Here is a 24,978-nt window from a genome sequence, read left to right on the forward strand (position 1 = left end):
TGGTATCTCCTTTTGGTGGCTTCCTATTCGAATCTTTGTACGCTGTCCAAGCATACGGTTACTAACAGTTTACCATATTTGCCATCCATAATAGAAGATAGGTGTGAAAGAAAATGGAACAGTTTCCTATTCGTGTCGATGAAAAGTCGAAAATTGCATTTGCAGAGGCTAAAAATTATATTCCAGGTGGCGTGAATAGCCCAGTTAGGGCGTTTAAATCTGTCGGATTAACTCCTTTTTTTGCAGATAAAGGTGTGGGATCGCGAATATTCGATATTGATGGCAATTCCTTTATCGACTATGTCGGATCTTGGGGGCCGCTCATATTAGGACACTCCCATCCAGAAGTTATGGAAGTAATATTGGAAACGGCAATTAGGGGAACGAGCTTTGGCGCACCAACACTTTTAGAAACCAAGATGGCTAAGCTGGTATGTGAACGAGTTCCTTCCGTAGAAATGGTACGTATGGTCAACAGTGGTACAGAAGCAACTATGAGCGCTTTACGTTTAGCTAGGGGATACACAGGCAGAAGCAAAATTCTGAAATTCGAAGGCTGCTATCATGGCCATGCAGATGCTTTGTTGATCAAAGCAGGTTCAGGGGTGGCTACACTGGGGCTGCCTGATAGTCCAGGTGTACCGGAGAGTGTGGCGGCGCATACCATTACTGTTCCTTATAATGATATTGAAGCTGTAAAGATGGCTTTTAAGATTCACGGTGAACAGATTGCTGCAGTAATTGTCGAACCCATTGCTGGTAATATGGGTGTTGTTCCACCAGTTGAAGGATTTTTGCAAGGCTTGCGAACAATCACATTGGAATATGGCAGTCTGTTAATTTTTGATGAGGTTATGACAGGCTTTCGTGTAGATTTCCATTGTGCTCAAGGTTTGTATGGGATTGAACCTGACCTGACTTGCTTAGGCAAAGTTATTGGTGGTGGGCTTCCAGTAGGAGCGTATGGCGGGAGACGCGAAATCATGGAGATGATTGCTCCAAGCGGTCCGATTTATCAGGCGGGGACTTTATCAGGCAATCCACTGGCTATGGCAGCAGGGTTTACAACACTAAATTTACTTCAGCCTGCAGTTTATGCAGACTTAGAACGGAAATCAGCACGTCTGGCTGCGGGGTTAAGCAGCAACACTATAGAAAAAGGGATTGCATCGACAATTAATCGTGTAGGTTCGATGATTTGTCCGTTTTTTACGGAACATAATGTGACCAATTACGAATTGGCAAAAACCTCAGATACTGCGTTCTTTAACCGATATTTTGCGAGTCTGCTGGATTTAGGGATAAGTGTGGCCCCATCGCAATTTGAAGGTATGTTCGTCTCTGCAGCTCACTCAGATGAGGATATTGAAATGACGATTGAGCAGCATCGAGAAGCCTTGAAGCGGTTATGATTGGAATCTGCCTATACAAAACACCTCTGAAGAAATAACTTCAGAGGTGTTTTGTCGCTTATATCCGATTTAATTATTATTTTGAGCTTTTCTTTTAGCTTTCTTTGCCGCTTGTTCAGCAAGATACTCTGGATGATCATAAGCACCGCCAGGATCGATTGTTGTCATTCCATCCCATACGTGAGTTGCCTCGTAATCCTCAGGATGTTCAAACACAAGCAATGCCGATGGTAAACGTCGTTCGCCATATCGGCTAGAAGGCTTAGTTACAAGCCCGCCATCTTTGAGTACAAGCTCAGAAGAAGCTCCGCCGTCAAGGAAACCGGCATTAATTACTCCTTCAGCCATGAATAGCTCTTGAACTTCCTTTTCAGTTGCTCCCACGCTATGTGCTTGTCGACCATCAATTACGATCATAATAATGGTTCCATCCGCCTTTTGCCCGATAGCTGTACGTGGTTGAATACCGGAACCGCCGTCGCCGGATTTAATTAAGCGTTCGCCATTAGCAATGATTCGCGGGTAGAATGAAACGGCTTCGGTGACATGTCTAGTCTTAAGTGTATTGGTGCTATATTTGCCTACAATCATAAACCCATCTTCATCAAAGCCTACAACATGCTGCGGGAAGTAACCTTGATAACCGCTATAGAGGAGATCTCCGCCTGAGACAATGAATCCAATAGGAGCAAAGCCATTTCCTAAGCCGTCCGGATCGTCAAAACCGCCTCCGTTTATGCCTGCTAAAGCGCCTGTTCTTTCAACCATCGATGAAATTCGTTCGCCTTCTTTTGGTTTGGAAGGAACTACTACACGAATGCTTTTCGGATCGTAGACGTACATTTTTTTACCTTTCCAGCGGGGGCCAGAGATATCTTCAACTTTTATTAATTCATCTGCAGAAAGATTTTTGTGTTTGATTTGAATCATCCCAAATTTAAGGTCGTCTTTCCCTCTTTCTTCATTTCTAGCTATTAAATCGGCTACCATTTTATCACGATTCTGGGCACCTATAAATATCCAAGCCAACTCTCTATGCTGCGTTACAATGACAGTTTGAGCTAATTTTTCACGAATATTCAAGCCTTGTGGCGTAACGAATAGAAAACTGGCTATAATAAAACCAAGGCCAAAAATTAATAATAAAAATTTCTTAAACCAACTCCAGGTCCTAACCTGGCGGGTGTTTTGGAACCAAAGTTGTATAGCTGTACCCAATGTAACCTCTCCTAAATGACAACGTTTTTTAAACACACCTTTTTATTTTAACATAATAGGGCAGGCGAATATATTAGCAAATTGTGTCGATATTTTGATAGAATGATATAAAGTTATGAAGTATGGCAGCTAAAAAGGAGATATTATGGATAAATATAGTGTTTGGGGAATCCCTCTTGGCTTGTTAGTTATTGTATTTGGCTTTTGTGTGGCATTGCTGATTATACTATTTTTTATAAAAAAACCTAAAGAGAGAACTGATTAAATGAGAGAATCTAGTGTAAGAAGAGGAGAATGGCTGGAAATTCCGTTAAGGCTTGAAGCCGAGCAATCTCTAGATGAATGGCTGTTAGCTGTCGGCGGCATACCCCAGAAATTAATTGATAAATTGAGGCAGGCACATGGCATTCGCCAAAAAACCGATCGCATTATGCTGAACTTATTTCCTGAAGAAAATGATGAGTATCAAGCTCATTGGATGGATATTGAAATTGTTTATGAGGACGATTTTTGTTTAGTGGTCAATAAACCTGCCGGATTGAAGGTACACTCTTCGGTGGTCGGGGAGATATCGTTGGGAAATGCGGTTGCTGCACATTATTTACATTCAGGTCAAGCTTGTAAAATTCGGCATATACATAGGCTGGATGAGTTTACCTCCGGTGCTGTTTTATATGCCAAGAATGAGCTGGCACAGCTTAAACTAGATGAATTCATGCGTGCAAAATTGATCCATAGGCAATATGTTGCTTTTGTTCAAGGGAAAGTGAAAGCAAGCAAAGGGCGGATTGACGAGCCCATTGGGCGAGATCGTCATCATCCAAGCCGTCGTAGAGTGAGTGCGACCGGAGATCAAGCTGTGACCCACTACGAACGAATAGCTGCTTATGGGCAGGCAACATTGCTTCGTTTACGTTTGGAAACAGGCCGTACTCATCAAATTCGTGTGCACTTAAGTCATATCCAACATCCTATTCTAGGGGATAAGCTTTATGGTGGAGATCTTAAAGCTATCAACAGACAAGCCTTGCATGGTGAGCTTTTACAATTCCCTCATCCATTTTATAATCGTTTAGTTGAAGTAGAGGCAGCTTGGCCTCCAGATTTAAGCGAACTTCAAGCCAAACTGCAATAAATCATAATCCTCAAAAAATGTAGGCATGCTCTATTCCCCTAGTCCATATAATAAAAAGAGTTATGGATTAGATGATGCTGGCTTGCCAAGGCAAGCCCTGAGGAGGGAATAAAATGACCGAACAAACATCGGGGCTGCGATTTGACATTTATGAGCGAGTACATCTTGCTGAAGATCAGCCCGACATGAAATCACTGGATTCCATCGAAATGGTTCCACTCATACAAGTGAACGCAGAAGGTGAACATGCACAATTGAAAGGTAATTTATTGTTAACAGGGCAATACTTCAGTGATGAAGATAATGAAACGCGCACCTTAGAGCATTGGATTCCTGTTGAAATTACACTGCCTTTAAATCGTGTAGAGCGATTAGAGGATATTTCGGTTGAAATTGAAAATTTTGATATTGATTTACTTTCGTCCAGATTATTGAATGTGACAGGAGTACTTTCCTTACGAGGCTTTGACAATGTGCCAGTGGAACGAGATTGGCAGGAAGAAAGCCAGCTGTTTTTGCAGGAGATTGAAGAAGACCGCGCTAAACCGAAGCCGCTAATAATTCCCGAGGCAAAGCCAAATTTCCCGGATGAATCAAAAACGGAGACATATATTGGGTTTGATACGGTAGAGAAAGATGGCACTTGGCTAGAAAGCACAGAAACCTTAGCTGAACAAGAATCTATTTGGTCCGAAGAGCCGTCAATTTTTAATGAACCCGAGGTTATTAAACCGCTGGCTTCCCCCATAATTGAGGACAAAAAAGAACTTAAGGTTGGCTTTGGCAGCAAACCATCTTTAGCGCAGGATCATCTGCAGAATATTAAAAAATTATTACAAGGCGATCCCGAAGGCAAAACAAGGTACAGTGGAGAACGCGAAACGAATGCAGATCAGACTCGAGAAGGTACTCGTGGTGATGAATTGGAATGGCAGAAGCTTTTTCTAGGTGAGCGGGGAAATGAGCGAAGCTTTCAAAAGGTAAGGCTTTGTATTGTGCAAAAAGAAGAGACAATGGACGGAATAGCGGAACGATACAGTATTAATCCACGGGAGATTATGCTCTTTAACCGGATGAGCAATTATCAGATTGCAGCAGGCCAAGTGATTTATATCCCCTCTTAAATGATAATCTTTAAACTAAAAAGCTTTCAGCGCCTTTATGGCTGCTGAAGGCTTTTTAATTGTTCGCATTCTAATTAATATTTTCTAAATCCTTTTGACCTGTATCCCTTTGGCTCAGTTCCAATATTGACTACATCTTAGAAAATGTTTATTATAAAATATAAAATGTTTATTATAAAATATAAAACGAAGAGAGGGAGTAGTAGGCAGCCAACCCTTCAGAGAGCGGAATGAACCAAGCTGGAAGGTTCCGCAGGATGTAATTGCCGAAGTCGCCCTGGAGTTGTAGATTGCGTTCCCTAACAGCCGTTATTACGGAATAGGTTAGGCTTGCCATCTATCGGTCGCAGCCGTTATCTGTTTAAGTGTCGTATCTTTTTATTAGGTGCGAAATGAAGGTGGTACCACGGAAGCTGAACCTTTCGTCCTTTGCGGCGATGGGTTTTTTTTATTGAATTTTATTGAAATGGAGGGGTAAGCGATGACTTTAGAAAATCTTGAAACTACAGAATCATTGAATACGATTTCCACTACGTATGAACCCAAGGAAGCAGAAGCAAGATGGTATAAGTATTGGTTAGAAGGGAATTATTTTGCTGCAGGCACACGTCCTGATGCTGAAACCTATACCATTGTAATACCGCCTCCGAATGTAACGGGTATGCTGCACATTGGGCATGCTTTGGATTTTACGCTGCAGGATATTATGATTCGTACCAAAAGAATGCAAGGCTTTGATGTGCTATGGTTGCCAGGGACCGATCATGCGGGAATAGCTACGCAAACCAGAGTAGAGCAGAAGCTGCGTGAAGAAGGTATAACTCGATATGATCTTGGAAGAGAAAAGTTCCTTGAGAAGGTATGGGAATGGAAGGAGTTATATGCCAATTCTATTCACGAGCAGTGGGCCAAGATGGGGTTATCGCTGGATTATTCCCGTGAACGTTTTACATTAGATGAAGGCTTATCCAATTCCGTGCGTGAGGTTTTCGTCAAGCTATATGAAAAAGGCCTGATTTATCGCGGCAAATATATCATCAATTGGGATCCGGTTGCACGTACAGCCTTATCTGATATTGAAGTGGAATATAAAGAAGTACAAGGTCACTTGTACCACCTGCAATATCCACTTAAGGATGGCAGTGGATTCATTACGGTAGCAACTACAAGACCAGAAACGATGCTGGGAGATACGGCAATAGCTGTGAATCCAAAGGATGAAAGATATAAGCATTTAGTAGGCAGCATGGTGATATTACCGATTTCAGGCAGAGAAATTCCGATTATCGCGGATGACTATGCCGAACAAGAATTTGGTAGTGGAGCTGTGAAGATAACACCAGCGCATGATCCAAACGACTTTGAGGTAGGGCGACGTCATAGCCTGCCGCAGGTATTGGTTATGGATGAAACGGGAACGATGAATGAAAACGCTGGTCCTTATAACGGTCTGGATCGTTTTGAATGCCGCAAGCAATTAGTTGCAGATTTGCGTGAGTCAGGTGTGCTAGTACTTATTGAAGACCACGTGCATCAGGTTGGCCATAGCGAGCGTACGGGGGCGGTTATTGAGCCTTACCTATCGACACAATGGTTTGTAGGGATGAAGCCATTAGCAGAAAAGGCAATTAACGCGCAGAAAAATGGTAAAGGGGTTCATTTCGTACCTGATCGTTTTGAAAAAATATATTTGCAGTGGATTGAGAATGTGCGTGATTGGTGTATTTCGCGACAATTGTGGTGGGGGCATCGCATTCCTGCTTATTATTGTCAGGCTTGCGGGGAACTGCATGTTAGCAAAGAAGAACCTACACAATGCACTAAATGCGAAAGTACGAAATTCGATCAAGATAATGACGTATTGGATACTTGGTTTAGTTCAGCGCTTTGGCCTTTCTCTACCTTAGGATGGCCGGAGCAAACGGCTGATTTACAGCGTTATTATCCTACTGCAGTTTTAGTAACAGGCTACGATATCATTTACTTCTGGGTAGCGCGGATGATTTTTACAGGTTTAGAGTTTACTGAACAAATTCCATTTAAGGATGTTCTGATTCACGGATTAGTTCGGGATGCTGACGGTCGTAAGATGTCCAAATCATTAGGCAATGGAATCGATCCATTAGAAATCATTGAACAGTATGGTGCAGATGCGATGCGGTTTATGATTTCAACCGGAAGCACGCCTGGTCAGGATTTGCGCTTCCGCTTGGAGAAGGTTGAGCAAGCGCGTAATTTTGCTAATAAAATTTGGAATGCATCGCGATTTGCTTTAATGAATCTCGAAGGCTTTCAAGCTGCAGATATTGATCTAACCGGAAAGCTTGGTACATCCGATCGTTGGATTCTGCATCGCTTGAATGATACAGTGGCTCGGGTTACTCGCTTAATCGATAGCTATGAGTTCGGGGAAACCGGAAGATTGTTATATGATTTCATTTGGGATGATCTGTGTGATTGGTACATCGAGTTCAGCAAGCTCTCACTCTACAGCACAGATGCTGACGCCAAAAGAAACACACAATCCGTATTGGCTTATGTTCTGGATCAAACCCAGAGATTAATTCATCCCTTCATGCCATTTATCAGTGAAGAGATTTGGCAGCATTTGCCTCATGAAGGAGCTACTATTTCATTAGCAGCATGGCCTGTGTTCAAACCTGAGTTTGTTGCAGACGACGCCGTTCGCGAGATGGAGCAGCTGATGGAAGTGATTAGGGCAGTTCGTAATATTCGTGCTGAAGTGAATGTACCGATGAGCAAAAAAATTGAGCTTTTACTAAAGCCAGGCAGTCCAGAAATTGAAGCGATATACCAGAAAAACATTGAATATATTCGTCGTTTTTGCAATACGTCCCAGCTCGAAATCAATAGTCAGTTGGTTTCTCCTGAGAAAGCGATGACTGCGATTGTTACAGGCGTGGAATTGTTCTTGCCATTAGCGGGCTTGATTGATATTTCGCAAGAAATTATCCGTTTGGATAAAGAGCTGCAAACCTTGCATGGCGAAGTGGATAGAATTGAAAAGAAATTAGGAAATGAAGGCTTTGTTGCCAAAGCTCCAGTGAAAGTCATAGATGAAGAGAAAGCCAAGCTAGCAGATTACGCAGACAAGCGTGATAAAGTTATTGCTCGATTGGCTGAGCTGAAAGGATGAGTCGCTTGGACTTTAACCATTACGATGAGGCAATAGAATGGATTGTTGGACGCATTTCCTTCGGGATTAAACCGGGTTTAAGCCGCATGGAGAAATTGATGGAGAGACTGGGAAACCCCGAGAATCGCTTGAAGTTTATCCATGTTGCTGGAACTAATGGAAAAGGCTCGACCTGTGCATTTTTAACTAGTGTACTAATTGAGTGTGGTTATGACGTGGGGACATTCACTTCACCTTACATTGAGAAATATACAAGCCGGATGCAATACAATGGGGCCAATATCCCCGAAGCCGACTTGCTGCAATTATGTAATAAGCTTAAGCCGCATGTGGATGCAATTGCCGAAACGGAGCTTGGTTCACCAACGATGTTTGAGGTTAGTACAGCCTTAGCTATTCTTTATTATGCAACGGTTGTTTACCCTGATTATGTGGTATGGGAAACTGGGCTCGGCGGTAGGTTGGATTCGACGAATATTGTCAACCCCGTGGTATCTGTAATTACTAACGTAGGGCATGACCACATGGAAATTCTCGGCAATACGATTGAACTTGTGATGGCTGAAAAAGCTGGAATCGTCAAAGCAGGTGTCCCGGTTATTAGTGCTGTTGAACAACCAGAGGCAATTGCTGTTCTCGAACAAATTTGCGCTGCCAAGAAGACAACTTTGTATCTCATGGATCGAGAATATGAATATGAAGTGGTCTCCTCTGAGCTTAACAAGCAACAATTTAATTTCAAAGGACTTTTCCGGAGAATCGATGGTTTGGGGATTTCTTTAAATGGGGCTCACCAATATAAAAATGCGGCAATAGCGATCATGACCTTGGAGATCCTACGTCAATATTATGCGTTAATTGTTGAGGATGAAGTGCTGATTCGTGCGCTCCATGCAACAAAATGGCCAGGGCGTTTAGAAATGATTAGCGAGCAGCCGCGAATTTTATTAGATGGTGCACACAACCCTGAAGGAGCGCAAACCCTGGCTGCAGCTTTAAAACAAACCTATAAATATCAAAAACTGCATTTAATGATGGGAATGATGGGAACGAAGCATCATTCTGCCTATTTAAGGCATATACTACCAATGGTGGATACCCTTGTAGTTACCGAACCTGATTTCCGCAGTCAAATGAGTGCAAATAAACTAGCTGAGTTAGCTAAAGAAATTTCTCTTGAGATGAACCTTCAAGTGGAAATTGTTGTAGAACCAAATTGGAAGCAAGCATTGCTAACTTTAAAGAATTTTGTTTCCGTGGAAGATCTTGGTGTGATTTCGGGCACACTATATTTAATCTCCGATGTTCGTTCTTGGATCTTATATCAATCCGATTCTGAAAAAGGTTGGTGAACAAGCCGTGAAAGCAGAACAACACGTTCATTTTATCGGTATAGGCGGATATGGCATGAGCGCAATCGCCAAGGTTATGCTGGAGATAGGCTTTAAGGTATCAGGCTCAGATGTGGCACATCAAGAATTAACAGAAAAGCTTATCGCGCAAGGGGCAACAGTCTATCTGGGGCATGAGGCTGTACAAGTCGAAGGAGCAGATTTAGTTGTATATTCCACAGCCTTAGCGAAAGACAATATAGAGGTTCAAAGAGCGGAACAGCTGGGGATTCCTGTTATTCATCGATCAGAGATGCTAGCTCGCCTGATGAATGAGAGAAAAGGTATCGCTATTGCTGGTGCACATGGAAAAACGACGACATCATCGATGATCTCGCTTGTTATGCATCTTAATCATCAGGATCCTACCTACATTATAGGTGGAGAAATCATGAATTTAGGCAGCAATGCCAAAGCAGGCAAAGGGGAGTATGTCATCGCAGAAGCGGATGAAAGTGACGGATCTTTTCTGCAATATACGCCTAATATTGCCGTAGTCATTAATATTGAAGCAGATCATTTAGAGAATTATGATGGAGATTTCAATAAGCTTAAATTGGCTTATGCCCAATTTCTAAGTCAAGTAAAAGACGGTGGAAAAGCAGTTGTTTGTTTGGATGATCCTAATCTTAAAGAAATGCTGCCACATCTAAAAAGCAAGGTTGTTACATATGGAATTAAAGAACAGGCGGATTATCGGGCAGCCAACATTCAACTTGGTGATCGAAAGGTAAGCTTTGATGTCTTCTATTTAGAGGCAAAGCTTGGTCAAATTACGTTATCCGTTCCGGGAAAGCATAATGTTTATAATGCATTAGCTACTTTAATTACATGTCTAGAAGCAGGGCTTTCTTTTGAACAAATTGCCAATACGATTACAGAATTTAACGGAGCAAAGCGGAGATACCAAGTTCTTGGGGATGTGGATGGCATTCTAGTTATTGATGATTATGCGCATCATCCTACGGAGATTGAGGCAACTATAGCTGCTTCTAAGGCATCAGGTAAAAAAATAATTGCCGTTTTCCAGCCACAACGTTATACGCGGACCTTTTATTTATTTGATCAGTTTAGTCGGGCCTTTGCTGAAGCGGATGAAGTCATCATTACGGATATTTATTCTCCTGCTGGAGAAAAACAAATTGAAGGGATCACTTCTGCCAAGCTGGTGGAGCTGATTCGGATTAATAGCAATCCGCAAGTTACTTATTTCCCTTCCAAAGAAGAAGTGCAGGCTTATCTGATCAATCACGTACAAAGTGGAGACCTCGTATTAACTATGGGGGCTGGGGATATTTGGAAAGCAGCAGTTGGGCTGGTTAAAGGGCTCAAAAGCAAGAGCTTGACGTAATCAAATTGAGCGGATGAATTAATTTTCATCCGTTTTTTAATTACAAGAGTATAAGTTTTGTCACTTATACTGACCTTATAATTCCGGACAAACGCCCCTTCCTTCCTTCGGAAGGAAGGCTAAGTCGTTTATCCTTGTGTGCGCGAAAAAAAGTTGTTCAGTATTTGTTCAGTAGCACCCTGTATAGTGATTATAATAATCATTGTAGGGGGAAATTATGTCCAGAGTTTTAATTGTAGACGATGCGGCCTTTATGAGAATGATGCTGAGAAATATGATAACAAAAATGGGCTTAGAGGTAGTTGGGGAAGCTCGAAACGGGCTTGAAGCCATTAAGCAATTTTCAGATTTAAAGCCAGATGTTGTTACTATGGACATCACTATGCCGGAGATGGATGGGGTTATTGCTGTAGGTGAGATTATAAAAATGGATAAGCATGCCAAAATTATAATGTGCTCGGCTATGGCGCAGAAAAGAATGGTTGTCGATGCCATGATGGCCGGAGCTAAGGATTTCATCGTAAAACCATTTCAAGAAGAAAAAGTACAAGAAGCTTTGTTGAAGGTTCTTGCCCTACCACATCTGAAAGTATAAAACCCCATTCTGCGCGGTAAGCATTTATAAAGTCATATTCCCACCGATTGCTTCATAGTTTAGAAGTATATTGGACAAGGGAGTTGGCGTCATTGAATAAAACGAGAATTACTTATCGTTTGGATAATCAAGCTGAGAAGCCTTTGGAGCGGATCAGTCAGGAAGAAAGAAAAAGAGTAGTACCCTTGTATGAAGATGAGTTTCGTGTTGTTAATGAAGGGCGTCCTCTGCCTGAGTATACGACTGATTATGGTGCATGGAACAGTCCGATTGATGCGGAAACCAAGCGGATTGAGCAATTAATTCGTGAATCCAACATGTCAACAATTAAAAAAAAACCACCAAGGGCAAACGAAGATTTGTCCGTTTACGAAATAGAACAACGATTCAGACATGAAGAATATAGTGAGAACTCGACTCATACTACGAGCGGAACAATGTATATGCGTAGAAATATTCCTTGGTTTAAGGTGGCTGGTACGGCTGTAGGTGCAGTTGTAACAGGAATATTGCTTGGATATCTAATCCTAACCATGTTCACTGGAGATAATCCACCCCAAGACAAAACGGCAATCACAGATGACACAAAAGCAATTACGGATGATGCACCCAAGGAAGTTTCGGTTACTCTCCCATCCGAAGTGCAAGCTGGGGTAATACCTGTCCAAATTCCAGCAAGAACTTATACTTTTCTGCAAAATGGTGGCTTTAGCACTCAGGAGCGAGCAGATCAAGCAGGTGCTGATATACGAAATCAAGGGATTGCAGCCGTTACGGAGGCAGCAGATAAGTTTTTTGTATATGTAGGTGTTGCCGTAGATCGTAATAGCGCATTAACATTAAGCGAGCAATTGCAGACGAAGAATTTGGAAATCTATAAAAAACCTTACAGCTTGCCCGCCTTACAAGAGATGAAATGGAATGGCAATGCAGAATTCCTGCAAACCTATTGTACGCAAGCAGATCAGCTAGTGCAGATGCTGAGTGGGATTACGCTGGTACATCTAGAGGAAAGTGAACTAACAGCTATTTCCGATTCAACATTGCAATCTATTCAAAGCAACTTTGAAACTTGGACCCAAACTTCTTCGCAGGTTTTCAACGACGCAACTGCAGATATCAAACCTACTTTGCAGAAATTGACTAATGCGATGAACACAGCGAAGCTTTCTTTAGACGAATATAAGAAATCTCCTTCATTTGAGATGTTATGGCAGACGCAAACAAACATTCTGCAATTTATCATCACTGAGAAAGCATTATTGACTGATATTGCAAGTGTATAATATAGGCTGAGAAAGCAAACCGTTGGCGTCGATAAAACGTTCAACGGTTTTTGTCTGTCCAGCGATCCAATAATGCAGCAATCTCTGCACGAGTAATCGTTTTATTGGGCGCGAATAAATCAGGGGTCTTGCCTGTTAAGATGCCTAATGATCTAAGATGATTAATGGCAGGTGCATACCAGGAATCTGCGGATACATCAGTAAAAGCTGCGGGTACATCTGTAATACCTTCGTCTATCTGCGGTGCAGCGCCGTCAGTAGATGGAGCAGGTTCCGTTTTCTCAACAAATTGGTCGATTAACGCGGCTGCTTCTCCACGAGACACAGCTTGATCCGGTTTAATACTGCCATCATCGTAGCCACGTATATATCCTGCCGCGATAGCTTTTTCGAAGGTGGGATAAGCCCAATGCTGTTCATTTAAGTCGCTAAATACAGCTTTCTCATACCCCTCACTTAAGCTTTCAAAAGGGTGAATACGATCCAATAGAGTCAAAAGCTCGGCACGGGAAAGAGATCGATCGGGGTAATACAAATGATTCTCTCCAGTAACAATACCTTTTTCATTTAAGCTTAAAATGGCATCTTTTGCCCAATGCCCATTAATATCTGTAAAAGCTAATTTAGCAGGCAGCGGACGAAAGGCTTGAATACCATCTGCTATCGCTTCAGCCATCTGGGATCGAACTATTGGATCCGCTAGAAGAGCAGCATCCTCAGGATTCGATAGAAAGGCTGTTTCTATGAGCACGCTTGGGATAGTCCCATTTCGGACTACATAAACAGAGCTCGGCACAATATCTTGGTTTTCCGTATGTAGCTTATTAATAAAAGCATCCAACACTTGTTGGGCGAAAGCTTTACTAATGGGTGTAAGACTTTCCATTTGTGCACTGGCTGGATAGCTGCTTTGGGGAAATTGATTATCGTAATAAAGCACTAATGTTCCCTTGGCTTGCGAGCTAGGATAGGAATTACCATGAATCGAAATAAATAAATCTGCGCTTTGTTTGTTGGTGTAATCAACACGATCCTGCAAGCTGATAAAACGGTCATCGGTTCTCGATAGAACAACCTCGTAGTCTCGTTTTACAAGTTGGTCCTGCAATTTAAGTGCGATGTCCAAAGTGATATCCTTCTCATTTAAACCATTAATTCCAATGGCTCCAGGGTCCGAACCACCGTGTCCTGCATCAACTACAATTTTAATGGCATGAGCATAGGAAGGAGAAATAATAACCAAACATAACCATATGGGCAGAATAAATAAAAGTTTACGCATAGTGCCTCCCTTCGACTTTATTTTACAAGCAAGCAAGGGGGGATGTATGCAGGGAAAATCAACCAAATATCTGGGGTTTCATTGTAATGCATTCCTTTAACCCTTATACTGTACCTAAGGTTTGTAAAAATTCAATAAGGTATGTGATCCATTGAAAAAGACAAATTTAACGCTAATCATTTTTATTGTGCTTGGTTTATTGGCAGGTACGATTATTGCTGAGCTCCTTACACCTGTTTCATCCCTCGCTTTTTTAACCAAATCAGCTCAAATGAATTGGCACCCTAAAGCCGATTTACAGATTCTCAAATATGATTTGGATATTCAGGTTAAACTAAATTTAATTAGCATTTTATGCGCGATTGGCGCAATTTGGATTTATCGTCGAATGTAGTTTTTGGGATTACGCTTACGATGAAAGTTTTCTTACGAAAACTCTTAAGGAGGCTTCAAATGCTTTTGCAAGAAACACGAACGTTACTATTAGCTTCATCGTCTCCGCGAAGGCAAGAATTAATCCGCACCTTTCAGCTTCCCGTACAGATAGAAGTCAGTCATGTAGATGAATCTTATGCGCCATTAACAGCGCCGAATGAGATAGTAGAAGAATTAGCATTACGCAAAGCACAGGCTGTAGCCAATAATCATCTTGCAGATTCGTTGGATGGGGTTGTTGTAGGCTCTGACACGATTGTTGTCTTTGACAACCAAATATTGAATAAACCTGTTGATGATCAAGATGCTATGCGAATGTTAATGATGTTACAAAGTCGTACCCACCAAGTATTTAGCGGTGTTGCCTGTATAGATTTAAAATCGGGCAAACGATTGGTCAAGCATCGGATGACAGAAGTAACTATGCGAGAATTGTCTGTTGAACAGATTAGTCGATACATAGCAAGTGGAGAGCCGCGGGATAAAGCGGGGGCTTATGGGATCCAAGGGATTGGAGCTACTATAGTGGTTTCCATTCAGGGCTGCTACTTTAATGTGGTTGGATTGCCGTTATCGCTATTAAGTGAGATGTTAAAAGAACTTGGTGTAGACGTTTTATAATTTATTAGTGAAAGAGGGTTATTTATGGAGTCGCACAATTTATTGTTGCGCGATGTTCCCCACGACGAACGACCTAGAGAACGCATGCAGCTATTTGGGGCTCAAGCATTAAGCAATGCCGAATTATTGGCTATATTACTTCGCACAGGAACCTTTGCTGAATCAGCCGTACATTTGGCACAAAAAGTCCTGATCGAAGCAGGCTCGTTACGTAATTTAGTGGATATGAGCAAGGATCAATTGATGATGATTAAAGGCATCGGTCCAGCCAAAGCGCTGCAGGTTCAAGCTAGCATTGAATTGGGAAGACGCTTGGCACGCACATCGATGAGTGATACAATCACTATTCGTTCCCCTCAGGATGTGTCTACATACCTTATGGAAGATTTGCGTTATTTGCAGAAAGAACACTTTGTCTGTCTCTTTTTGAATACCAAGAATCATGTTATTGGACAAGAAACGTTATCCATGGGGAGTTTGAACGCTTCGATCGTTCATCCGCGAGAGGTCTTTCGTGCCGCAATTAAGCGTAGCAGCGCATCGATTATTTGTGTGCATAACCATCCAAGCGGGGATCCAACTCCAAGTCCAGAGGATATTCAAATGACCGCACGCCTTGTTGAAGCGGGGCAGATTATTGGAATTGAAGTGCTCGATCATATTATTCTCGGCGATCAAAACTTTGTTAGTTTGAAGGAAAAAGGGTTTATGTAATATAATGAATGCTTAGCATGAAGGGAGTAACCATACGATGTCGATTTTTAACGGTTTTACGAAGGATTTGGGTATAGATCTAGGAACGGCCAATACATTGGTTTATGTAAAAGGGAAGGGCATAGTCGTTAGGGAGCCCTCGGTAGTAGCCATCAATACGGATACTAAGACAATTGAAGCGGTTGGTGAGTCTGCAAGAAAGATGATTGGTAGAACACCAGGGAACATCCGGGCTATTCGTCCAATGAAGGACGGAGTGATTGCAGACTTTGAAACCACCGCAATCATGATTAAATATTTCATTAAACAAGCGCAGAAAAAGCGTTTCTTATTCCAAAGACACCCGAATGTAATGGTTTGTGTGCCTTCTGGGATTACACCCGTTGAGAAAAGAGCGGTTGAGGATGCTACTAAGCAAGCTGGAGCTAGAGAAGCTTACACAATTGAAGAGCCTTTTGCAGCAGCTATTGGAGCCGATTTACCCGTTTGGGAGCCAACAGGCAGTATGGTAGTTGATATTGGTGGAGGCACTACAGAGGTTGCTGTTATCTCATTAGGCGGTATTGTAACGAGTCGATCGATTCGTGTAGCTGGAGATGAAATGGATGAAGCGATTACACAATACATCAAGAAAACATACAATTTATTAATTGGTGAACGCACTGCCGAACAAATGAAAATGGAAATTGGCTCTGCCATGCAAATGGAGAAGGAAGAGCGAATGGAAATTCGCGGTCGGGATTTAGTATCCGGATTGCCTAAAACCATGTCAATCTCTTCAGACGAGGTTGCAGAAGCATTAGCGGATACCGTTTCGAGTATCGTAGATGCTGTAAAAGTAACCTTAGAGAAATGTCCACCTGAGCTTTCTGCGGATATTATGGATCGTGGGATTGTGCTAACTGGCGGTGGTGGAATGCTTCGCAATTTGGACAGGCTGCTTACTCGTGAGACAGGAATGCCAGTCATGGTCGCGGATAATCCTTTGGATTGTGTAGCTATTGGTACAGGACGAGCATTGGAGAATATTCATTTATTCAAAATGAGATCAGGTCCTACTAGCAAGTCAAGACGCTAAATATGGGCAGAGTAGAAGGTGTCGGTTTTGTTTAAGCTGATGGGAAACAAGAAGCTTCTGATGTTATTATTTTTTCTGATTGTCTTTATAGCGCTAATGGGTTTGACTATACAAAGCAGGGAAAAGCTAACCTGGCCCGAAATGTTCGTTAAAGATACGGTTTCGTGGACGCAGGGGCTTTTCATTAAGCCAGCACGTTATGTAAGAGGCTGGGTTGAGGATATTCGTAGTATTCGCTTAACTTATGAAGAGAGTAAAGTGCTGAAATCCAGGCTTTCTCAGTCTGCGATTGATACGATGAAGTTGAACCAGCTGGAAATCCAGAACAAGGATCTCAAAAAGATGCTTAACTTTACAGAACGTCAAAAGCTGGCAGATAAGTACATCTATCACGTTGCAGAAATCGTTGCGATAAGTCCAGATCCCTATAGCAACATCATTAACATTAACCTTGGTTCTAATGATGGCATCAAAGTTAATATGGCGGTAGTTTCTTCAGAGGGGTTGATTGGTCGGGTTACTAGAGTGGATAATTTCTATTCTACGGTACAAAGATTAATCGATATCGATGATGAGAGTATATCTATCACACCTAATACAAAAGCAATATCTGCGACTGTTAAAGGAAATGAAGCTTCATTTGGGATCATCGAGAAAGCAGAAATCAATGAAGATAATCCAGAAATGAAGCGTTTGGTCATGACGAAGATTGATACGTCTGATTTGTTGAAGGTCGGTGACACCATTATCACATCAGGTATGGGTCAAATTTTCCCAAAAGGTATTGTAATTGGCAAAGTGATTTCGAAGGAGCCAGATGATTTCGGAATTAACTATAAAGCACTAATAGAACCAGCAGCAGATTTTAACCATTTGCGTTATGTCATGGTTGTCGAAGTGCCGGATGTGAGGTAAAGTATGCAGCGCTATTTTTTGCCTGTAATTCTGTACGTATTATTTCTAATCGAGGGTACAGTAATGCCTTTGATTACGCCAGCGGCTTGGCAATCTAGAATCGATTTAACTTCCCATTTCACATTTATTGTCATTTTGTTCATTGCGATTTATGTGAGCCGTCATTGGGCATTGGCTTATGGACTTGCTTTTGGTATGCTGCATGACATCGTTTATTATGGACCGATGTTAGGAACTTACACATTTGGTTTTGGACTTGTTGGTTATTTGATAGGTTTGCTATCCTATTATTCTAAAGCCAATTTACTTAGAAGCATGCTGTTAATCATTTTGGGTGACTTTTTATTAGAATGTTTGCTATACGGAATCTATCGGATTTTTCAGATTACGCACATCAGCGTTCATTTTGCCCTAACCTATCATATATTGCCAAGCTTATTAATTAACCTTCTTTTTGCAATCTTAATCTATGTACCTATTCGAAAACTACTGGAAAACGTCGGTGCTGCTCGTGAAAGGGAAGAGGAAGAAGATTTTAATTAATAACGAAAACCGAATTGTAAAGGGCAAGGGGAAATAGCATGACTGTTGCGAAGAATTTGGTAACGATAAAAGGTGTTAAGGACGGACTTGTGTTTATACTCAATGATAACAGCCTTTTCGTTGATGTAATTAAAGAGCTGCAGCACAAGCTAGAAAAGACACATCGCAAAATACTATTTGGTCCCTTAGTTCATGTACAAGTGAGACTGGGAAAGCGGCAGCTAGTAGATGTGGAGAAAGAACAAATTCGCGAGCTTATTAAAAGTAGAGGGAATCTAATCGTCCAAAGCATTGAATCTGACCTGCCAGAAGCAACACCCATTATATTGGATCAATCGATTAAAATGATTTATGGGATGATTCGCTCGGGGCAAACGATCCAGCATGAAGGCAAATTGATGTTAATGGGCGATGTTAATCCCGGCGGAATTATTGAATGTACAGGCGATATTTACATCATGGGTTCGTTACGTGGGATGGCTCATGCCGGAATCAACGGAGATCAGACAGCCATTATCGCAGCCTCCCATTTACGGCCAACTCAGTTGAGAATTGCAGAAGTAATTAGCCGTCCACCGGATGAGTGGGGGATTGAAGAAGCCTTTATGGAATTTGCGTATATTCGTAATGGTGTCATGGAAATTGACAAAATCAATCAGCTGCAGCATGTTCGGCCAGATAATCAATGATAAGTACATTAAATGCTAAGGGGTGAAGAAATGGGAGAAGCAATAGTCATTACGTCAGGAAAAGGTGGAGTTGGTAAAACAACGACCTCTGCTAATATTGGTACAGCGCTCGCACTTTTAGGTAAAAAAGTGTGTATGGTTGATACGGATATTGGGCTGCGCAACTTGGATGTCGTCATGGGTTTGGAAAATCGTATTGTGTATAATTTAGTTGATGTGGTTGAGGGGAGATGCCGCTTGCCGCAAGCTCTAATTAAAGACAAACGGTTTGATGAGCTATATTTGTTGCCCGCTTCGCAAACCAGGGACAAGGACTCCGTTTCACCTGAAGATATTAAAAAAATCATCCTAGATTTAAAACTAGATTTTGATTTTGTCATTATTGATTGTCCGGCAGGTATAGAGCAAGGGTTTAAGAATGCCATAGCAGGAGCGGATAAAGCTATTGTTGTGACAACACCTGAGAATGCAGCCGTGCGTGACGCGGACCGGATTATCGGACTGCTGGAGACCAACAAAATCCGCAATTCTCGGCTGATCGTTAATCGCATACGTCCTAATATGGTGAAAAAAGGCGAGATGCTTGATATCGATGAAATTATTTCTGTGCTGTCTATAGATCTGCTTGGTATAGTTCCAGACGATGAGTATGTTATAAAAGCAGCTAATAGTGGAGAGCCTACAGTAATGAACGCTTCTTCTAAAGCGGCGATTGCTTATCGCAATATCGCTCGTCGGATTCTAGGAGATACGGTGCCTTTAATGCAGCTTGATGATAGACTAGGTATGTTTACTCGCGTGAGGAAGTTTCTCGGAATAGGAAGTTGATTGCCTTTGCTAGAGAAAATAAAAAGAATTGATTGGTCGATTATTTTCATTTTACTGTTGTTTATGGTTGTCAGTACTATGCTCGTCTATAGTGCAAATCTAGATAATTTTAAAGTGTCCTATATGAAGAATATTTACAACTTTATTTTTGGCTTGTTTTGTTTTTTTGTGGTTACTTTTATTAATTTTCGGATCTTTGTTAAATTAGCGCTATATATTTATGGCTTTGGAATTTTATTGTTGATTTATGTTTTGGTAAAAGGTGTAGAACGGTTTGGGTCAAAAGGCTGGATTGAACTTGCATTTGGCTTGGATTTTCAACCGGCAGAGCTAATGAAGATAATCTTGATTATCGCTATAACCTCATTTATTGCTAGACGTGAGGGAGCTAAATTAGAATTAGTCCGTGATGTCATTCCAGTATGTATCCTTGGTTTAGTTCCTTTTTGTTTAGTATTTAGTCAAAATGATCTGGGCAATGCGAGTATCTATTTAATTATTCTGCTTGGCATGTTCTGGATCGGCAATATTAAATTTAAGTATGTCCTCATAGGCACAATAGGTATAGCAATTACGATGACGTCCTTCTATTATTATTACATGAATAATCATGATAAAATTGAAACCTATCTGAAAGCTCATGATAAAGAGCATTGGATGTCACGCATTGATCCCTTTTTAGATCCTGCCAATGCATCAGACAAGGATAAATATCAGGTAGATAACTCTAAGCGAGCCATTGGATCAGGCTCTTTGACTGGCGATGGTTATCTCAAGGGTGATTCCATTCATAAAAATTTCGTACCTGTAGCCTACACGGATGCCATTTTTGTTGTAGTCGGTGAAGAATTTGGTTTTGTGGGAGCTTCGGCATTACTCTTGCTCTATTTCTTGTTGATCTATCGAATGATACTCATTTCGATCCAAACTCTCGACTTAAGCGGCTCTTATATTATAGTCGGGATCGTTTCGATGTTTGTTTTTCAAATTTTTGAGAATATTGGGATGTTGATTAGTCTCATGCCAGTAACAGGTATTACTTTGCCATTTGTAAGCTATGGGGGAACCTCCCTGATGATCAATATGATTTCTATGGGAATTGTTATGAGCGTTAAAGTTCACCAAGAAAAGGTCTCGATGTTCCAGGAATAAACCACCAAATTTACTTTGGTGGTTTTTTTAATTATAGCTTGTATATTCTTCTCGATGATCTCATAGCTTAGATGTAAACAAGCTATCTGAGTCTGGAGGAAATAAATATGAGTTATGATATGGATGATGATGAGATTGAACATTATACAATGCGGCCATCTAGACAGGGGATGAAGCTTAAAATCATCATTGCCTTTATTCTTTTTATGGGGATATGGGGCATGTTCCGCCTGAACACACCTTGGGCTATGAAAGGCCAGCTAGTGGTTAAAAATGCCTTGAATCAGGAAATTGCTTTTCAATCGGTTTCATCTTGGTACGAGCATACCTTTAGCGGAACACCTTCCTTTATCCCGTCTCTTCATCCATCTGAAGGAGAAGCTGCCAAAAAAGTCACTGCACCAGGAGTGAAGAGTTTTTTTATGCCCGTATTTGGCAAGGCGTTAATACCGTATAGCCCGACTCATCAAGCCATTTTATTGCAAACTCAGGCTAATGCCTTGGTGTGTGCTATAGAAACGGGCAGAGTGGTCTTTGCTGGGATAAGAGAAGACTCTGGGTATACGGTTGTTATTCAGCATGCAGGTGGGTATCAGTCGACTTATGGCAGGCTGCAGCCTATGCAATGGAAAAAGGACGATTGGATCACTTTAGGCGAGGTGGTGGGTAAAGCTACAACGCCCAAAGGCCAAGCCAAAGGTAATATCGTGTTTGCCTTGATGAAGGATGCCGAATATATAAATCCGACGGATGTGATTTCATTTGATTAAATGGTTTGGTACCGTTTATCGGTTTCACCCGTTCTTTATTTTAATGATGATGTTTTCGATTTTAACCGGTTATTTTATTGAGCTAATTACGTTGTTTGGCATTGTTTTCATTCATGAATTGGGACATGTTGCTATGGCGAAAAGCTTTGGTTGGCATGTCAAAGAAGTGCAGCTGCTTCCTTTTGGCGGTGTTGCGATTGTAGAGGAATCAGGGAATATACCTGCTTTTGAAGAATTATGGGTGGCTCTGGCTGGACCCGCTCAGAATGCTTGGATGGCAGGCTTTGCTTTTGGTATGCTGAAATACAGTGGGGGAGACACTTTGTGGTGGGGTTATTTTCTGCAGGCAAATCTGCTGATCGGCTTATTTAATTTATTGCCAATCCTTCCTTTAGACGGAGGTAAAATATTAGTATCCCTGCTTAGCTTTCGTGTTTGTTACTATAAGACATTACATATTTGTTCTTGGTTTAGCTTATGTTTTAGCTGTGGGATTGTCATGTACGCTTTTATGCGAATTGGGATGAACGGCGGAGTTCAATTAAACTTACTAATGATCGGGCTCTTTCTTGTTTATTCTAATTGGATGAGCTATCGGCACATTCCTTATCAATTCCGCCGTTTTCTGATGAGCCGCGAAGCGAGAGCTATTCAGCATTTAGCTCAGGGAACCACGGCACAGCCTATTATGGTAGGCGGTCATAAAGAAATATCCGCGATTGTTCAAATGTTAATGCGTGAAAAATATCACTTGATCTATATCTTAAGCAAGCAGGGAATCATCCAAAAAGCACTTACGGAGCAGCGTTTAATCCAATCTTATTTTTTAGAAGCCAGATCGAATCGTGCGATTTCTGATATTTTCAGGTAAGATAGGCTTAGAGGTGAATTCTGTGAGCAAAATAAAACGGAACAAGATGATGATTGTTCGAGACGAACTCCAGAAAAAACAGCTTGCCTTATTGGAAGATGGTAAATTAATTGAATTTTATATGGAACGTCCTATGGAGCGAGAACGAGCAGGTAACATATATAAAGGCCGTGTAGTTAATGTGCTTCCGGGAATGGAAGCTGCATTTGTTGATATTGGTTTAGAAAAAAATGCCTTTTTGCTTGTAGATGATTTACTTCCAGCTCATTTAGAGAAAAGGCCAATTGTGAAACCAGCGATTACGGAGCTGCTTCAAGTGGGGCAATCCATTCTTGTTCAGGTTAAAAAGGAACAAAGCGGCAGCAAGGGGGCAAGAATTACCACTCATTTCACGATACCTGGGAGATGGGTTGTTTTGCTGCCCAATGCCGATTATGTAGCTGTATCCAAGAAAATAGAAAATGAGGTCGAGCGTGGTCGCTTAAAGCAGATTGGTGAACAATTGCGCTTGCCAGGTGAAGGGGTGATTCTGCGTACCGTTGCAGATGGGGTATCTGCGGAATTGCTGGAGCTAGACATTAGACAGCTGCGAGTTATCTGGGATGAGACTATGCAAAAGCAAAGGGAGTCCAATGCTCACCATGAGCTGTTGTATCGAGATTTGGCGATGATTCCACGATTGATCCGTGACTTATTCACAGAGGAAGTGAGCGAAATTGTTGTGGATCAGCAGCAAATGGCGGAAGAAATCAAGTGGTTGCTCCATCAGATATCTCCAAGCTATACAGATCGAGTAATTCTTTACACAGAGGAAGCTTCCATTTTTACGAAGTACCCAGTTAGCCGTGAGCTTGAAAGAGCCTTAGAACGGAAAATAACACTGCCGAGTGGTGGGAATTTAATTTTAGACCAAACGGAAGCATTGCTTGTAATCGACGTGAATACGGGGAAGTTCGTCGGGGATCAAGATTTAGAGCGAACCGTGCTTACCATTAATTTAGAAGCGGCTGAAGAAATTTCCAGACTGCTTCGACTGCGGAATTTATCAGGCATTATTATTGTCGATTTTATTGATATGACTAAAGATGAGAACCGCAGGCTAGTTGTTGAGAAGCTAGAGGCTTGCTGTGCGGAAGATCGTACCAAAACGATTATTGTGGGCTGGACTAAGCTTGGTTTGATGGAAATTACACGTAAAAAAGTCCGGGATTCGTTAACACTGTATGAATAAAGCAAGCTAAGCTTAACCTTATTATTTATTACTGATATTTTTTTTATTGATTTCTAAAGCATGCTGTGCTAATATATATCAGTATGTTGTTTAACATGCTATAACCGCACGGGTCGGGTTTAAGTATATAGCGTTTTAGGATGCTATATCACCTGGATAAAGGCGAGTCTGAGACATGGGGAGGTGCAACAAATATGTACGCAATTATTGAAACAGGTGGTAAGCAATATAAGGTTTCTGAAGGTGATGTTCTTTTCATCGAGAAATTGGAAGCTTTTGAAGGTGATGTCGTTTCTTTTACTAAAGTACTAGCGGTTTCCAAAGAGAGCGGTTTAGTAATCGGTTCTCCGCTAGTAGAAGGTGCTGCTGTTTCTGCGAAAGTGGAGAAACACGGAAAAGGCGAAAAAATCATTATCTACAAATATAAAGCTAAGAAAAACTATCGTCGTAAACAAGGACATCGTCAGCCATACACTAAAGTCACAATTGACAAGATCCAAGCGTAAGAGGCTGCTATGATACGTGTTACGATCGAAAGACTTTCATTAAATGATCATATCCATTCGTTTAAGGTAAAAGGTCATGCGATGTTTGCTGATCCAGGACAAGATATTGTTTGTGCCGGTGTTTCTGCTGTTACCGTTGGTACAGTTAATGCCGTAGAAGCTTTACTTGGCTTCGAAATGCAGTCGCAGATGAAGGATGGTTTTCTGCAGGCAGAAGCTCCAGGGAATTTAGATAGCCAGAAGCAGGAAAAGCTGCAGCTGTTGCTTGAATCCATGGTTGTCATGCTGCAATCTATCGAAACTAGTTATGGTAACTATATAAAAGTTAAACAAAGTAAAGTAAGAAGGAGGTAAACAACTATGTTGCAATTAAATTTACAATTATTCGCCTCGAAAAAAGGGGTTGGATCTACAAAGAATGGTCGTGACAGTGCATCTCAGCGCCTTGGTGCTAAGCGTGCAGACGGTCAAACAGTTACAGCTGGAAGTATTCTATATCGCCAACGCGGTACTAAAATTCATCCGGGGAATAATGTTGGAATTGGTTCAGACGATACACTTTATGCGAAAGTTGAAGGTGTTGTCAAATTTGAGCGTTGGGGTCGTGAGCGCAAAAAGGTAAGTGTCTATCCAGTTGTAGAGGCAGTAGCTGCAGCAGTTCAGGCATAATTTAG

25 protein-coding genes and 2 other annotated features are annotated in these 24,978 nt (G+C 41.5%); of the genes, 23 read left to right on the forward strand and 2 right to left on the reverse strand.

The annotated features are described in order from the left end of the window. The first annotated feature begins 113 nt into the window (after window positions 1-113). Window positions 114-1,412: a glutamate-1-semialdehyde 2,1-aminomutase gene (hemL, locus tag EHS13_RS11095; protein WP_155700401.1), complete on the forward strand. Its 1,299-nt coding sequence runs from the start codon at window positions 114-116 to the stop codon at window positions 1,410-1,412. A gap of 69 nt (window positions 1,413-1,481) precedes the next feature. Here hemL and EHS13_RS11100 read toward each other — a convergent pair whose 3' ends face one another. Then, entirely contained in the window at window positions 1,482-2,630 is a 1,149-nt protein-coding gene (locus EHS13_RS11100) for a phosphodiester glycosidase family protein (RefSeq protein ID WP_227013888.1), read from the reverse strand. Window positions 2,631-2,895: 265 nt separating this feature from the next. Between EHS13_RS11100 and EHS13_RS11105 the strand changes: the two genes are divergently transcribed. The 7 genes from EHS13_RS11105 (at window position 2,896) to EHS13_RS11135 (ending at window position 12,669) form a co-directional block, all read left to right on the forward strand. Further along, window positions 2,896-3,765: an RluA family pseudouridine synthase gene (locus tag EHS13_RS11105; RefSeq protein WP_155700402.1), complete on the forward strand. Its 870-nt coding sequence runs from the start codon at window positions 2,896-2,898 to the stop codon at window positions 3,763-3,765. 113 nt (window positions 3,766-3,878) lie between these two features. Further along, window positions 3,879-4,889, forward strand: a complete 1,011-nt coding sequence (locus EHS13_RS11110) for a LysM peptidoglycan-binding domain-containing protein (RefSeq protein ID WP_155700404.1) — start codon at window positions 3,879-3,881, stop codon at window positions 4,887-4,889. Between the two features lie 180 nt (window positions 4,890-5,069). Continuing rightward, window positions 5,070-5,322: a binding site (T-box leader), on the forward strand. A 48-nt stretch (window positions 5,323-5,370) separates the two neighbouring features. Next, window positions 5,371-8,046 carry a valine--tRNA ligase gene (locus tag EHS13_RS11115; protein ID WP_155700405.1) on the forward strand — a complete coding sequence of 892 codons (2,676 nt, stop codon included), beginning with the start codon at window positions 5,371-5,373 and terminating at the stop codon, window positions 8,044-8,046. Beyond that, window positions 8,043-9,398, forward strand: coding sequence for a bifunctional folylpolyglutamate synthase/dihydrofolate synthase (locus EHS13_RS11120; RefSeq protein ID WP_155700407.1), 1,356 nt, complete (start codon window positions 8,043-8,045; stop codon window positions 9,396-9,398). Before EHS13_RS11115 ends, EHS13_RS11120 begins: the two co-directional genes overlap by 4 nt. 7 nt (window positions 9,399-9,405) lie before the next feature. Then, window positions 9,406-10,788, forward strand: coding sequence for a UDP-N-acetylmuramate--L-alanine ligase (gene murC, locus EHS13_RS11125; RefSeq protein WP_155705305.1), 1,383 nt, complete (start codon window positions 9,406-9,408; stop codon window positions 10,786-10,788). 214 nt (window positions 10,789-11,002) lie between these two features. Continuing rightward, the gene (locus EHS13_RS11130; RefSeq protein ID WP_155700408.1) at window positions 11,003-11,383 is read left to right on the forward strand and encodes a response regulator; all 381 of its coding nucleotides are present in this window, start codon (window positions 11,003-11,005) and stop codon (window positions 11,381-11,383) included. A gap of 92 nt (window positions 11,384-11,475) precedes the next feature. Next, complete coding sequence (locus EHS13_RS11135; protein ID WP_155700410.1) at window positions 11,476-12,669, forward strand: SPOR domain-containing protein; 1,194 nt, start codon at window positions 11,476-11,478, stop codon at window positions 12,667-12,669. 40 nt (window positions 12,670-12,709) lie between these two features. Here EHS13_RS11135 and EHS13_RS11140 read toward each other — a convergent pair whose 3' ends face one another. Further along, window positions 12,710-13,951: an N-acetylmuramoyl-L-alanine amidase gene (locus tag EHS13_RS11140; RefSeq protein ID WP_155700411.1), complete on the reverse strand. Its 1,242-nt coding sequence runs from the start codon at window positions 13,949-13,951 to the stop codon at window positions 12,710-12,712. Window positions 13,952-14,102: 151 nt separating this feature from the next. On the opposite strand from EHS13_RS11140, the gene EHS13_RS11145 reads away from it, so the two are divergent. From EHS13_RS11145 to rpmA, 15 genes are all read left to right on the forward strand, one after another. Next, window positions 14,103-14,345, forward strand: a complete 243-nt coding sequence (locus EHS13_RS11145; protein WP_155700412.1) for a DUF4321 domain-containing protein — start codon at window positions 14,103-14,105, stop codon at window positions 14,343-14,345. 59 nt (window positions 14,346-14,404) lie between these two features. Continuing rightward, window positions 14,405-15,007 carry a Maf family protein gene (locus EHS13_RS11150; RefSeq protein WP_155700413.1) on the forward strand — a complete coding sequence of 201 codons (603 nt, stop codon included), beginning with the start codon at window positions 14,405-14,407 and terminating at the stop codon, window positions 15,005-15,007. A 24-nt stretch (window positions 15,008-15,031) separates the two neighbouring features. Then, window positions 15,032-15,721, forward strand: a complete 690-nt coding sequence (gene radC, locus EHS13_RS11155) for a RadC family protein (protein WP_155700414.1) — start codon at window positions 15,032-15,034, stop codon at window positions 15,719-15,721. Window positions 15,722-15,764: 43 nt separating this feature from the next. Then, complete coding sequence (locus tag EHS13_RS11160; RefSeq protein ID WP_155705306.1) at window positions 15,765-16,799, forward strand: rod shape-determining protein; 1,035 nt, start codon at window positions 15,765-15,767, stop codon at window positions 16,797-16,799. A 39-nt stretch (window positions 16,800-16,838) separates the two neighbouring features. Next, window positions 16,839-17,714: a rod shape-determining protein MreC gene (gene mreC / locus EHS13_RS11165; RefSeq protein WP_155700415.1), complete on the forward strand. Its 876-nt coding sequence runs from the start codon at window positions 16,839-16,841 to the stop codon at window positions 17,712-17,714. A gap of 3 nt (window positions 17,715-17,717) precedes the next feature. Further along, a complete protein-coding gene (mreD, locus tag EHS13_RS11170; RefSeq protein WP_155700416.1) occupies window positions 17,718-18,257 on the forward strand; it encodes a rod shape-determining protein MreD in 540 nt (179 codons plus the stop codon). 38 nt (window positions 18,258-18,295) lie between these two features. Beyond that, entirely contained in the window at window positions 18,296-18,946 is a 651-nt protein-coding gene (locus EHS13_RS11175) for a septum site-determining protein MinC (RefSeq protein WP_155700418.1), read from the forward strand. A gap of 30 nt (window positions 18,947-18,976) precedes the next feature. After that, window positions 18,977-19,774, forward strand: a complete 798-nt coding sequence (gene minD, locus EHS13_RS11180; protein ID WP_155700419.1) for a septum site-determining protein MinD — start codon at window positions 18,977-18,979, stop codon at window positions 19,772-19,774. Between the two features lie 6 nt (window positions 19,775-19,780). Then, complete coding sequence (locus tag EHS13_RS11185) at window positions 19,781-20,926, forward strand: FtsW/RodA/SpoVE family cell cycle protein (protein WP_155700420.1); 1,146 nt, start codon at window positions 19,781-19,783, stop codon at window positions 20,924-20,926. Window positions 20,927-21,033: 107 nt separating this feature from the next. Further along, the gene (locus EHS13_RS11190) at window positions 21,034-21,696 is read left to right on the forward strand and encodes a M23 family metallopeptidase (protein ID WP_227013890.1); all 663 of its coding nucleotides are present in this window, start codon (window positions 21,034-21,036) and stop codon (window positions 21,694-21,696) included. Beyond that, entirely contained in the window at window positions 21,689-22,567 is an 879-nt protein-coding gene (locus EHS13_RS11195) for a M50 family metallopeptidase (RefSeq protein WP_227013891.1), read from the forward strand. The genes EHS13_RS11190 and EHS13_RS11195 overlap by 8 nt, the downstream gene beginning before the upstream one ends. Before the next feature lie 22 nt (window positions 22,568-22,589). Beyond that, entirely contained in the window at window positions 22,590-23,798 is a 1,209-nt protein-coding gene (locus EHS13_RS11200; protein ID WP_227013892.1) for an Rne/Rng family ribonuclease, read from the forward strand. Window positions 23,799-23,890: 92 nt separating this feature from the next. After that, window positions 23,891-23,978: a sequence feature (ribosomal protein L21 leader region), on the forward strand. Window positions 23,979-23,992: 14 nt separating this feature from the next. Further along, a complete protein-coding gene (gene rplU, locus EHS13_RS11205) occupies window positions 23,993-24,304 on the forward strand; it encodes a 50S ribosomal protein L21 (RefSeq protein ID WP_155700423.1) in 312 nt (103 codons plus the stop codon). 9 nt (window positions 24,305-24,313) lie between these two features. Next, complete coding sequence (locus EHS13_RS11210) at window positions 24,314-24,658, forward strand: ribosomal-processing cysteine protease Prp (RefSeq protein WP_155700424.1); 345 nt, start codon at window positions 24,314-24,316, stop codon at window positions 24,656-24,658. 6 nt (window positions 24,659-24,664) lie between these two features. After that, window positions 24,665-24,973 carry a 50S ribosomal protein L27 gene (gene rpmA / locus EHS13_RS11215; RefSeq protein ID WP_155700425.1) on the forward strand — a complete coding sequence of 103 codons (309 nt, stop codon included), beginning with the start codon at window positions 24,665-24,667 and terminating at the stop codon, window positions 24,971-24,973. Window positions 24,974-24,978: the final 5 nt, after the last annotated feature.

The organism is Paenibacillus psychroresistens (assembly GCF_009728935.1).
Lineage (GTDB): Bacteria > Bacillota > Bacilli > Paenibacillales > NBRC-103111 > Paenibacillus_AC > Paenibacillus_AC psychroresistens.